The 14,066-nt window shown below is 60.3% G+C and carries 3 protein-coding genes; all 3 read right to left on the bottom strand.

What is annotated here, in order from left to right:
* Positions 1-304: 304 nt before the first annotated feature.
* Positions 305-9,952, bottom strand: a complete 9,648-nt coding sequence (locus ACK9YZ_RS23410) for a M10 family metallopeptidase C-terminal domain-containing protein (protein WP_416067769.1) — start codon at positions 9,950-9,952, stop codon at positions 305-307.
* Between the two features lie 276 nt (positions 9,953-10,228).
* Positions 10,229-11,683 (bottom strand): HlyD family type I secretion periplasmic adaptor subunit, encoded by a 1,455-nt coding sequence (locus ACK9YZ_RS23405; protein ID WP_416067768.1) that lies wholly within the window; start codon positions 11,681-11,683, stop codon positions 10,229-10,231.
* Positions 11,680-13,827, bottom strand: coding sequence for a type I secretion system permease/ATPase (locus ACK9YZ_RS23400; RefSeq protein WP_416067767.1), 2,148 nt, complete (start codon positions 13,825-13,827; stop codon positions 11,680-11,682). The genes ACK9YZ_RS23405 and ACK9YZ_RS23400 overlap by 4 nt, the downstream gene beginning before the upstream one ends.
* Between the last annotated feature and the right edge of the window lie 239 nt (positions 13,828-14,066).

Genomic DNA, 14,066 nt, shown 5'->3' with positions numbered 1-14,066 from the left:
TTCTACCGGTGCACCTTGTCCTGACCCCTATCTCAGACTCGAGCGGCGCACGGCCACGGTGGCCGGACGTGCGCAACGAAAACGGCCCGCCGCTCGCTCGGAGAGGTTAGTGTTCGCACGCGTGGTAGGGCTGCTCAGGGAATTCCAACCGACAACGTTCTTGCCGACCATCCCGCGAACCGATTTGACCATCTTTGTTCCAGGTTCCGTAGACTTCCTTGCCGCCATCCAATCCTTTCAGCTGCGCCAGAACTCCAGCCCATTCCTCTCTTCTGGAGGGCCTGTCTGGAGATCCGAGCAAGGCTCACACAAATTGGAAATCCGCCGACTGCAGACTCGACACGGCCACGTTCTTCAGCGTTATGGTGTTGTCAGCATCGGCTGTGATGATCGTGTCGTTGCCTGACAGGATGGATACGGCGAGCAGCGATGCCCAGTCGGCAAAGATCGTGTGATCGATCCTGATCGTATCATGTGCCCCAGCCACCTCGAAATTCATGATCGTGTCGTGCCCCCAATTCGGCTCGTAGACGAAAAAGTCCGCTGCTATTCCACCAATAAGGACGTCGTCTCCGGCGCCACCTGTCAGCGTATTCGAGCCCGCGACATTGCCCACAATCCGATTATTGAGCGCATTGCCTGTTCCGATAAAGGCGTCAAAGCCGGTGGCACCCGAGCTCAAGTTCTCGATGTTTTCTCCCAACGTATAGTTGGCGAGGGACGTTTGCACCTGGTCGATCCCTTCGCCGGCATTTTCGATGACGGCGTCTCCGGCGCTGTCGACGAAGTAAAAGTCGTTGCCCTTCCCGCCGATCAGCGTATCGCTACCGTCTCCGCCGTTCAGCGTATCGTTGCCGCCCCCCCCGGTGATCGTATTGGAGAGCGCATTGCCGATACCAGTAAAGTCGCCGGTGCCGGCGTAGGCGAGGTTTTCGACATTGGCAGCAAGTGTCAGGCGGTCGAGCCCGGTCTTCACCGTGTCGGTGCCTGCACTTGCAGCTTCAGTGACCACGTCGCCCTCGAGATCCACGATGTAGGTGTCGTTGCCGGCGCCGCCGATCAAGATATCGGCACCAATGCCGCCGTTCAAAGTGTCGTTGCCGGCACCGCCGGTGATGGTGTTGGCCAGGGCATTGCCCGTCCCGGCAAAATCGCCGATGCCGGTGAAGGCCAGGTCCTCGACATTGGCGCTCAGCGCATAGGCAGAAAGCGCAGTCTTGACCAGATCCGTGCCGTCATTGGCAGCCTCGGTCACGACGTCGGCCAGATTATCGACAAGATAGGTGTCGTTGCCGGCGCCGCCGATCAGGATGTCGGCCCCAGCCCCGCCAATCAGCGTATCGGCGCCTGCTCCCCCGTTCAGCGTGTCGTTGCCGGCGCCCCCGGTGATCACGTTCGCTGCAGCATTGCCGGTGCCGGTGAAGGCTGCCGACCCGGTGTAGGTCAGGTTCTCGATATTGTCGGCAAGCGTATAGGCCGACGACGCAGCCTTCACCGTGTCGATTCCCGCACCGGTACTTTCGGTGACGATGTCACCGACGCTGTCCACGATATAGGTGTCATCGCCGATGCCGCCGATCAGCGTGTCGGTACCCGCCCCACCGTCCAGCGTGTCGTTGCCGGCGCCCCCGGTGATGATGTTGGAAAGGGCATTGCCCGTCCCGGCAAAATTGACGCTGCCGGTGAAGGTCAGGTTCTCGACATTGGCAATATTGGTCAGTGCATAGGCAGAAAGCGCCGTCTTGACGAGATCCGTGCCTTCGTTGGCAGCCTCGGTCACGACATCACCGGCGACATCCACGATGTAGGTGTCGTTGCCCGCACCGCCGATCAGCGTATCGGCGCCCGCCTTGCCGTCCAGCGTGTCGGCACCTGCCGCACCCCTGATCGTGTTGGCAAGGCTGTTGCCCGTTCCGGCAAAGGCCACCGTGCCCACATAGGCCAGGTTCTCGACATCGGCGCCGATCGTATAGGCCGCAAGCGCGGTCTTGACCGTATCGGTGCCTGCATTTGCAGCCTCGGTGACGACGTCGCCCGCGATATCCACGATATAGGTGTCGTCACCGGCTCCCCCGATCAGCGTGTCGGCGCCTGCTCCCCCGTTCAGCGTGTCGTTGCCGACACCCCCGGTGATCACGTTCGCCGCAGCATTGCCGGTGCCGGTGAAGGCTGCCGACCCGGTGTAGGTCAGGTTCTCGATATTGGCGAGGGCAGCAATCGAATAGGTCGCAAGCGACGTCCGGATCTCGTCCGTACCCGCACCTGCTGCCTCCGTGACCACGTCACTTGCGGCATCCACGATATAGATGTCGTTGCCGGCACCACCAATCAGCGTGTCGGCGCCTGCCCCGCCATCCAGCGTGTCGTTGCCGGCGCCCCCGGTGATGATGTTGGAAAGGGCATTGCCCGTCCCGGCAAAATTGACGCTGCCGGTGAAGGTCAGGTTCTCGACATTGGCAATATTGGTCAGTGCATAGGTAGAAAGCGCCGTCTTGACGAGATCCGTGCCTTCGTTGGCAGCCTCGGTCACGACATCACCGGCGACATCCACGATGTAGGTGTCGTTGCCCGCACCGCCGATCAGCGTATCGGCGCCCGCCTTGCCGTCCAGCGTGTCGGCACCTGCCGCACCCCTGATCGTGTTGGCAAGGCTGTTGCCCGTTCCGGCAAAGGCCACCGTGCCCACATAGGTCAGGTTCTCGACATCGGCGCCGATCGTATAGGCCGCAAGCGCGGTCTTGACCGTATCGGTGCCTGCATTTGCAGCCTCGGTGACGACGTCGCCGGCGACATCCACGATGTAGATGTCGTCACCGGCTCCCCCGATCAGCGTATCCGCACCGGCTCCGCCGTTCAGCGTGTCGTCACCGTCGCCACCCGACAGCCGGTCGGCCGCAGCCCCCCCGGTGATCGCGTTGGCAAGATCGTTGCCCGTACCGGCAAAGGCCACCGTGCCCGTATAGGTCAGATTCTCGACATTGTCGGCAAGCGTATAGGCCGCCGACCCAGCCTTCACCGTATCGATCCCCGCATCGACACTTTCGGTGACGACGTCACCGGCATTGTCAACGATGTAGGTGTCGTTACCGGCTCCGCCAATCAGCGTATCTGCCCCGGCTCCCCCGTTCAGCGTGTCGTTGCCGACACCCCCGGTGATCACGTTCGCCGCAGCATTGCCGGTGCCGGTGAAGGCTGCCGACCCGGTGTAGGTCAGGTTCTCGATATTGGCGAGGGCAGCAATCGAATAGGTCGCAAGCGACGTCCGGATCTCGTCCGTACCCGCACCTGCTGCTTCCGTGACCACGTCGCTTGCGGCATCCACGATATAAGTGTCATCGCCGATGCCGCCGATCAGCGTGTCGGCGCCTGCCCCACCGTCCAGCACGTCGTTGCCGGCACCGCCGGCCAGCTTATCGGCGGCCGCTCCGCCCTTGATGATATTGTCCAGCTCATTGCCGGTACCGGTGAAGGCGGCTGACCCGGTATAGGTCAGGTTCTCCACATTGGCACTCAGTGTATAAGCCGCAAGGCCCGTCTTTACGGTATCGATGCCCTCGCCGACATTTTCGACGACGATATCCCCGGTGCCGATGACATAGGTGTCATCGCCTGCCGCACCCTTCAGCGTGTCGATCCCTGCCCCGCCCGTCAGGATATTGTTCAGCGCATTGCCGATCCCGGTGAAAGTCGTCGTGCCGGAGACGGTCAGGTTCTCGACATTGCTGCCGAGCGTATAGCTCGCGAAGTAGACCGACTGCACGTACACCGTATCGCTGCCCTCGTCGGCAGCCTCGGTGACCGTATCCCCGCCATTGTCAACCCAATAGATGTCGTTGCCGGTACCGCCGGAAAGTGCATCAGCGCCCACGCCGCCATCCAGCCAGTCGTCGCCGGCGCCGCCAATCAGCGTGTCGGCGCCGGCCCCGCCGATCAACCTGTCATTACCCGCACCACCGTCCAGCACGTCGTTGCCGACGCCTCCGGTGATCGTGTTGGCCAAGGCATTGCCCGTCCCGGCAAAATTGCCGATACCGATGTAAGTTAGGTCCTCGACATTGCCGGCAAGCGTATAGGCCGTCGACCCAGCCTTCACCGTATCGATCCCCGCATCGACACTTTCGGTGACGACGTCACCGGCATTGTCAACGATGTAGGTGTCGTTACCGGCTCCGCCGATCAGCATGTCGGCCCCGGCTCCGCCGTTCAGCGTGTCGTTGCCTGCACCGCCGGCGATCACGTTCGCCGCAGCATTGCCGGTGCCGGTGAAGGCTGCCGACCCGGTGTAGGCCAGGTTCTCGACATTGGCGCCGATCGTATAGGCCGCCAGCGCGGTCTTGACCGTGTCGATTCCAGCGTCCGCATCTTCAGTCACCACGTCACCGGCGACATCCACGATGTAGATGTCGTTGCCGGCGCCGCCGATCAGCGTATCCGCACCGGCTCCGCCGTTCAGCGTGTCGTCACCGTCGCCACCCGACAGCCGGTCGGCCGCAGCCCCTCCGGTGATCGTGTTGGCAAGGTCGTTGCCCGTACCGGCAAAGGCCACCGTGCCCGTATAGGTCAGGTTCTCGACATTGTCGGCAAGCGTATAGGCTGCCAGCGCGGTCTTGACCGTATCGGTGCCTGCATTTGCAGCCTCGGTGACGACGTCGCCCGCGATATCCACGATATAGGTGTCGTCACCGGCTCCCCCGATCAGCGTGTCGGCGCCTGCTCCCCCGTTCAGCGTGTCGTTGCCGACACCCCCGGTGATCACGTTCGCCGCAGCATTGCCGGTGCCGGTGAAGGCTGCCGACCCGGTGTAGGTCAGGTTCTCGATATTGGCGAGGGCAGCAATCGAATAGGTCGCAAGCGACGTCCGGATCTCGTCCGTACCCGCACCTGCTGCCTCCGTGACCACGTCACTTGCGGCATCCACGATATAGATGTCGTTGCCGGCACCACCAATCAGCGTGTCGGCGCCTGCCCCGCCATCCAGCGTGTCGTTGCCGGCGCCCCCGGTGATGATGTTGGAAAGGGCATTGCCCGTCCCGGCAAAATTGACGCTGCCGGTGAAGGTCAGGTTCTCGACATTGGCAATATTGGTCAGTGCATAGGCAGAAAGCGCCGTCTTGACGAGATCCGTGCCTTCGTTGGCAGCCTCCGTCACGACATCGGCCAGATCATCGACAACATAGGTGTCGTTGCCCGCACCGCCGATCAGCGTATCGGCGCCCGCCTTGCCGTCCAGCGTGTCGGCACCTGCCGCACCCCTGATCGTGTTGGCAAGGCTGTTGCCCGTTCCGGCAAAGGCCACCGTGCCCACATAGGTCAGGTTCTCGACATCGGCGCCGATCGTATAGGCCGCAAGCGCGGTCTTGACCGTATCGGTGCCTGCATTTGCAGCCTCGGTGACGACGTCGCCGGCGACATCCACGATGTAGATGTCGTCACCGGCTCCCCCGATCAGCGTATCCGCACCGGCTCCGCCGTTCAGCGTGTCGTCACCGTCGCCACCCGACAGCCGGTCGGCCGCAGCCCCCCCGGTGATCGCGTTGGCAAGATCGTTGCCCGTACCGGCAAAGGCCACCGTGCCCGTATAGGTCAGATTCTCGACATTGTCGGCAAGCGTATAGGCCGCCGACCCAGCCTTCACCGTATCGATCCCCGCATCGACACTTTCGGTGACGACGTCACCGGCATTGTCAACGATGTAGGTGTCGTTACCGGCTCCGCCAATCAGCGTATCTGCCCCGGCTCCCCCGTTCAGCGTGTCGTTGCCGACACCCCCGGTGATCACGTTCGCCGCAGCATTGCCGGTGCCGGTGAAGGCTGCCGACCCGGTGTAGGTCAGGTTCTCGATATTGGCGAGGGCAGCAATCGAATAGGTCGCAAGCGACGTCCGGATCTCGTCCGTACCCGCACCTGCTGCCTCCGTGACCACGTCACTTGCGGCATCCACGATATAGATGTCGTTGCCGGCACCACCAATCAGCGTGTCGGCGCCTGCCCCGCCATCCAGCGTGTCGTTGCCGGCGCCCCCGGTGATGATGTTGGAAAGGGCATTGCCCGTCCCGGCAAAATTGACGCTGCCGGTGAAGGTCAGGTTCTCGACATTGGCAATATTGGTCAGTGCATAGGCAGAAAGCGCCGTCTTGACGAGATCCGTGCCTTCGTTGGCAGCCTCGGTCACGACATCACCGGCGACATCCACGATGTAGGTGTCGTTGCCCGCACCGCCGATCAGCGTATCGGCGCCCGCCTTGCCGTCCAGCGTGTCGGCACCTGCCGCACCCCTGATCGTGTTGGCAAGGCTGTTGCCCGTTCCGGCAAAGGCCACCGTGCCCACATAGGCCAGGTTCTCGACATCGGCGCCGATCGTATAGGCCGCAAGCGCGGTCTTGACCGTATCGGTGCCTGCATTTGCAGCCTCGGTGACGACGTCGCCCGCGATATCCACGATATAGGTGTCGTCACCGGCTCCCCCGATCAGCGTGTCGGCGCCTGCTCCCCCGTTCAGCGTGTCGTTGCCGACACCCCCGGTGATCACGTTCGCCGCAGCATTGCCGGTGCCGGTGAAGGCTGCCGACCCGGTGTAGGTCAGGTTCTCGATATTGGCGAGGGCAGCAATCGAATAGGTCGCAAGCGACGTCCGGATCTCGTCCGTACCCGCACCTGCTGCCTCCGTGACCACGTCACTTGCGGCATCCACGATATAGATGTCGTTGCCGGCACCACCAATCAGCGTGTCGGCGCCTGCCCCGCCATCCAGCGTGTCGTTGCCGGCGCCCCCGGTGATGATGTTGGAAAGGGCATTGCCCGTCCCGGCAAAATTGACGCTGCCGGTGAAGGTCAGGTTCTCGACATTGGCAATATTGGTCAGTGCATAGGTAGAAAGCGCCGTCTTGACGAGATCCGTGCCTTCGTTGGCAGCCTCGGTCACGACATCACCGGCGACATCCACGATGTAGGTGTCGTTGCCCGCACCGCCGATCAGCGTATCGGCGCCCGCCTTGCCGTCCAGCGTGTCGGCACCTGCCGCACCCCTGATCGTGTTGGCAAGGCTGTTGCCCGTTCCGGCAAAGGCCACCGTGCCCACATAGGTCAGGTTCTCGACATCGGCGCCGATCGTATAGGCCGCAAGCGCGGTCTTGACCGTATCGGTGCCTGCATTTGCAGCCTCGGTGACGACGTCGCCGGCGACATCCACGATGTAGATGTCGTCACCGGCTCCCCCGATCAGCGTATCCGCACCGGCTCCGCCGTTCAGCGTGTCGTCACCGTCGCCACCCGACAGCCGGTCGGCCGCAGCCCCCCCGGTGATCGCGTTGGCAAGATCGTTGCCCGTACCGGCAAAGGCCACCGTGCCCGTATAGGTCAGATTCTCGACATTGTCGGCAAGCGTATAGGCCGCCGACCCAGCCTTCACCGTATCGATCCCCGCATCGACACTTTCGGTGACGACGTCACCGGCATTGTCAACGATGTAGGTGTCGTTACCGGCTCCGCCAATCAGCGTATCTGCCCCGGCTCCCCCGTTCAGCGTGTCGTTGCCGACACCCCCGGTGATCACGTTCGCCGCAGCATTGCCGGTGCCGGTGAAGGCTGCCGACCCGGTGTAGGTCAGGTTCTCGATATTGGCGAGGGCAGCAATCGAATAGGTCGCAAGCGACGTCCGGATCTCGTCCGTACCCGCACCTGCTGCTTCCGTGACCACGTCGCTTGCGGCATCCACGATATAAGTGTCATCGCCGATGCCGCCGATCAGCGTGTCGGCGCCTGCCCCACCGTCCAGCACGTCGTTGCCGGCACCGCCGGCCAGCTTATCGGCGGCCGCTCCGCCCTTGATGATATTGTCCAGCTCATTGCCGGTACCGGTGAAGGCGGCTGACCCGGTATAGGTCAGGTTCTCCACATTGGCACTCAGTGTATAAGCCGCAAGGCCCGTCTTTACGGTATCGATGCCCTCGCCGACATTTTCGACGACGATATCCCCGGTGCCGATGACATAGGTGTCATCGCCTGCCGCACCCTTCAGCGTGTCGATCCCTGCCCCGCCCGTCAGGATATTGTTCAGCGCATTGCCGATCCCGGTGAAAGTCGTCGTGCCGGAGACGGTCAGGTTCTCGACATTGCTGCCGAGCGTATAGCTCGCGAAGTAGACCGACTGCACGTACACCGTATCGCTGCCCTCGTCGGCAGCCTCGGTGACCGTATCCCCGCCATTGTCAACCCAATAGATGTCGTTGCCGGTACCGCCGGAAAGTGCATCAGCGCCCACGCCGCCATCCAGCCAGTCGTCGCCGGCGCCGCCAATCAGCGTGTCGGCGCCGGCCCCGCCGATCAACCTGTCATTACCCGCACCACCGTCCAGCACGTCGTTGCCGACGCCTCCGGTGATCGTGTTGGCCAAGGCATTGCCCGTCCCGGCAAAATTGCCGATACCGATGTAAGTTAGGTCCTCGACATTGGCAATATTGGTCAGCGCATAGGCAGAAAGCGTTGTCTTGATCAGATCCGTTCCGGCATTAGCAGCCTCGGTCACGACATCGGCCAAGTCATCGACAACGTAGGTGTCGTTGCCCGCACCACCAATCAGGATATCGGCGCCCGCCTTGCCGTCCAGCCAATCGGACCATGCTCCGCCAGTGATCACATTTACCGCGGCGTTGCCGGTACCCATGAACGACGTCGTCCCCGTATAAGTCAGGTTCTCGACGTTAACGCTGAGCGTATAACTCGAAAGCGCCGTCCTGACCGTGTCGGTTCCCTCGTCCGTGTTCTCGGTTACGACGTCGTTTGCAACATCGACGATGTAGGTGTCGTCACCCACCCCACCCGACATCCGGTCCAGTCCGGCACCGCCGTTCAATGTGTCGTCGCCGGCGCCGCCGGTAAGCGTATCATTTCCCGCATTGCCCCAAAGGGCGTTGTTCACCTCATTGCCAACAATCGTATCGCTACCGGAGCCTGCCTGAACATTCTCGATCAGCGACGCCAGGTTGTCATGATAGAGAAGCGCATTGAAGATGTTCCCGCGAGCATCGCCGCCATTCGAGCCACCTCCCAAGTAGGCCAACTGGAGTTGCGAAAAGACTGAGTACCCCCCTGGTCGCAGGTCGATTTGAAGGCTGGTGGCGTAGGCACTTAGATCATAGGTGTCGATACCGCCGCCGTCCCAGATTGTTGCAAAGATCCTATTCGCGTCTGGAGTAATGGCCGCGACTCCATTCACATAGGTCACGCCTTCGTTCGGCTTCCACTTGTAGACGGTATTGTCGCTGTTTGTCGTGTAATCCGCCCCGTACATTTCCTGCAGGGCGGCGATATCGAGCATCATGAAGGTCTGTGGCGCGCCATTCTGCTCGTATTTGTAACCACTCGCACTGTCTCCCACATATGTGCGGTAGGTCATGATCGTATATTCGATGGAATCGTAGGCATCGGGCACGACCAGCGAATTGCCTAGGTACGGTTCGTGACCGTGTTTCAAACCGAGAGCGTGACCCAACTCATGTGCCAGCGTGTGGCCTGCGTAGTTGCCGAACTCCGGATAGCGATAATCATCTGCCGTACCGGCATATGTTGTCCCGAACCATATATCGCCAGCGGCACTATCAGGACTTGGGGTATACGCCCATGCAGTCGATGGAAGCCAAGATTGTGCAAATCGCACCGACGCGGTGTCCGCGCTGCCGGCCACAAAATCGGCATTGGTAAATCCCTCTACGGAGAAGCCGTCATTTGCCGTGTTTCCGTAGGTCTGCTCCATAAAGAACAAGGCAACAGAGCGCTGTTGCGAGGAAATCGCGGAGAAGCCGTAATCCTTTTCGCCACTATAGGAGTACGAAATCGAGCTTGTGGGAAACGCATAGGTGATCGTACCGTCCCAGGCGTAGCCGCTGAGAAGCCCGTCAATTTTCTGATCCCCCGTCAAGCTGACGTTCTTCGTAGGAGTAACAATGCCCGTCATGAAATCACCGCTTGCTTATAACGCCTTACCGTGTCCTGGGTCGGCTCATCTCCCGACGCGCAGGACACTCGGCTGAAAATTGAAGTTAAGTCCGGATACGCAGTAACGCGGCAGCCCTGGAAATTGGCTTCTTGCGCTGAGTCAAAAGGCAAATCACTTCAAGAACATATTTTGCAGAAAACACGCCTTCCAGCCCCTCAAATTCAAGATAACTTCTATAATTATTCAAAAAATGAGCAGATCTACTGCAGTCAAAAGACTTCGTAGCCACTACCTTTATCGCTCATGGAGCGCCTCGTCAGCTATCCCAACCAACGGGGAAAACACATACTCCAATATTCTGCGCTGGCCCGTGCGCACCTCGGCGACAGCCGCCATCCCTGGAGATAAGTTGACGTCCGCACCGTCAGCTTGAATGTGATCGCTTGCAAGGCGCAGAGTGACCGGAAAGACCAAATTCTGCATTCGCTCCGCGCTACCAAAGGCTGTACCTGACTGCCTTGCGATAGGGTCACCCTCACGGCGGGCTGCGTCTGGCTCCGGAATGGCATCCGCTGCGACCTTCACGACGACGGCGGAAACGGTCCCGTAGCGGGTGAAGGGAAAAGCCTCTAGTTTTACGACCGCCTCCTGGCCTACTCTGATGAAGCCAATGTCCTTGTTCGGCATATAGACTTCAAGCTCGAGCGTGCTGTCTTGCGGTACGATCCGCATCAGGTCCTGGCCAACAGTGACCACCTGCCCGAGGCCGGCGACAGACGAGGATTGCACCGTTCCATCAATCGGACTGCGCAACGTCATCTGATCGAGAGAATTCTGTGCCTTCGCCAGACGCTGCTCCAATTCGTCCGCGCGGCGCTCGGCATCGCCAAGCCTGTCAAGCTGATCACTCAGAAACGCGCCTTCTGCTTTCCGTTTCTCTTTTGCGAAGACATCAATTGCGGCCTCGGCGTCGGCAAGCTGCCCCTGCTGTATCGCCAACTGCGTCACCTGTTCCTTCATTGTTTCGGTTGCATCGATGACGCTTGCCATTGTGCCGGCATCCTTCAAAGCAAGCATGCTGCGCATAGCAACACGTTCCTTGAGGGTCTCAACGAGGGATTCCTGCGCGGCCACTGTCACTTTGAGCCGTTCACGCTCCACTTCCTTCTGATGCTGCTGCGCGCCGAGTGAGGCGATGGTCGCATGATATTTCTCGATGTCGCCGCGCAGAATGCCGTTCTCGCGCTGCTGCAGCTCGGGACCCGTATCCTTGTCCCAGCTGACTTCCGCAACCGATCCCACCGCCGGTTGCGAGCGCACGAACCGGATAGCAGCCCTGCGCCGCTGAACCTCCGCCTTAACCGAGGCAAGGCCCTTTGCCGCATCTCTCTCGTCTGCGAGAGCATCCGTAGGATCAAGTTCGAGCAGAATATCGGCGCGGCGCACGTGGTCGCCGTTTTGTGGCGGCAGTGTCTTCACCTTGCCCGTCAGCAACGGCTGCACGACCTTGACGCGGCCGGTCGGCTGGATCTTGCCTTGCGCTGCCGCGACAATGTCGATGCGGCCGAGATACGACCAGACCAGTGCAACCGTGGTGAACAAACAGATGATCAGGATCAGCGCCATGCGTATGGGCGATGGTGGCGTTTCCAGTACCTCAAGGGCAGGCGCCAGAAATTCGTGATCTGCGCGCGTTGCCGGCCGTCGCGGAAGACCCAAATAGCGAGAGGCATTAGCCGTTGCGCTCATGCCGCTCCCCTGTCGTTCTGCAAGGCCCAAAGACGCGAATAGAGCCCATCTGGACGCCCCAGCAATTCGTCATGGCTGCCAACCTCGGCGATCCGGCCGTCCTTTATGCCGACAATCCTGCTGCATGGCCGGATTGCGGCAAGCCGGTGCGCGATGATGATCACCGTCCGACCGCTGGCGATCTGCCCCATGTTCGCCTGAATGACCCTCTCGCTTTCGTAGTCAAGCGCACTGGTTGCCTCATCTAAGATCAATATCGGCGGATTGGTCGCAAGAGCCCGGGCAATAGCGATCCTCTGGCGCTGGCCGCCGGAGAGGTTTGCGCCGCGCTCCTCGATCATCGTGTCATAGCCCTGTGGTAGCCTTGTGATGAACTCATCGGCGCCGGCGAGCTTGGCGACGGCAATGACTTGAGCCCGTTGCATTGCCGGGTTTGAGAAAGCGATATTGTCGTGAATCGTACGGTTGAACAGAAGGTTCTCTTGGAGAACTACTCCGATATGGCTTCGAAGCCAGGCGGGATCGAGTTGCGAAAGGTCTGCCCCGTCGAGAAGGATCTGCCCCTCTTCCGGAAGATAGAGCCGTTGGACGAGTTTGGTCAGCGTCGATTTTCCAGAACCGGAGGCCCCGACGATGCCAATCACCTCTCCGGGTCGGAGCTCGAGCGAGACGTTCTTCAGGACTTCCGGAGAGCCAGGCCGATAGCGGAAGGTGACATTACGAAATTCGATATGCCCTCTTGGTGTCGGCAACGACAAGCGGATACCGGGCGGACGCTCCATCGGGGTGTTCAGAATGTCGCCGAGCCGATCGACGGAGATCTGCACCTGCTGAAAATCCTGCCAAAGCTGGGAAAGCCTCAAGACCGGCTGAGCGACCTGGCCGGCTATCATGTTGAAGGCGACCAGCGAGCCAACCGATAGATCGCCATCGATGACAGCCTTCGCGCCGAAGAGAAGAAGAGCTGCCGTCGAGAGCTTGCTGACATATTGGATGGCATTTTGTCCGCCGGCGCTAAGCAGCGTCGTATCAAAAGCTGTCCGCACATAGGCTGCAAGTTTCTCCTCCCACTGTGCCTGCATTACCGGCTCCACTGCAGAAGATTTGACTGTGTGGATGCCGACGATCGCTTCGACGAGAAACTGCTGGCTCGCAGCACCCCGATTGAATTTCTCCTTGACGAATTCGCGAAGCGGCGGCCTGACGGTCATACCGATCAGGATGTAGATCGGGATCGCAGCAATGACGATCAGCGTCAGGCTCCACGAATAAGCGAAGAGAACCACGATGAACACAAAAGTGAAAATGACATCAAGCGCCGAGAAAAGCCCCTGGCCCGTCAGAAACGCGCGGATCGTTTCAAGCTCGCGTACCCTGGCAACGGTCTGACCTGCCGAGCGGGTCTCGAAATAGCCAAGAGGCAGCCGCAGCAGGTGATGGAAAAGCCGTTGCCCAAGTTCGACGTCTATTCGGTTTGTCGTGTGCGCCAACGCATAGGTTCTGAGATATTGAAGCACGACATCAAAGAGGCCAATGATCGCGATGCCTGCGACCAACACAAAAAGCGTCGAATAACCTTTATGTGTCAGAACCTTGTCGACCACGACCTGAAAGAACAGGGGTGTGACGAGCGCAAATATCTGCACAAACAGCGATGCAAGCAGAACATGCGCCAGCGGCTTCCGGTATCGCCAGATGGATGGCACGAACCATTTGAAGCCGAACTCCCTGGGATCGGATCCTTCCCCTCCGATCCTCCGGCCGACGAGGATTACACGCGAGCCGATTTCCGCCAATATATCTGAGGGAGCAATTTCGCGATCAACACGCGTTATCGGATCGACGAGCCTGTACTTTCCGGATGGATTCAAACCGCCGAGCACTTGAAAGGAACCGCCGCGCGTTTTGACAATTGCCGGGACCGGCATTGATCGAAGGCGTTGCTCCGAGACTCTCTCCACGACACGCGCCTTGAGACCGATGATCCCGGCTGCTCGCTGGATATCGATGGCTTCGGAAGCACGTCCCTTCAGCGCCAGATCGTGCTGAAGGCGGATTGGATCAGCGGCAATCCGATAGAACGCAGCGATACCGCAAAGCGCACGAAGACCGGAGTCGTGATGCTGCGGACCGATACCATCCATACGCGAAGTTATTCTCCCCTGAGCTGCAGATAGACGCACCTGCCGCAGCAAACCATTTACTTTGAACCTTCACCCACGATGTAGCTTAGTCAGAGCTACATCGCTATCGGGATATTCGCGCGCGCAAGTTTTCGGGATGGTTGTGGCTGAGAAATCACGAAAGATGACTAACAGAAGCTATCCTCAAACAGTATCACGGCCTAAATGGCATCGTGGAGGATTACTGAAGTGCTCCCCGA

Source organism: Rhizobium sp. ZK1 (assembly GCF_047782645.1).
Lineage (GTDB): Bacteria > Pseudomonadota > Alphaproteobacteria > Rhizobiales > Rhizobiaceae > Rhizobium.
This window is presented reverse-complemented; position numbering and strand designations above follow the sequence as displayed.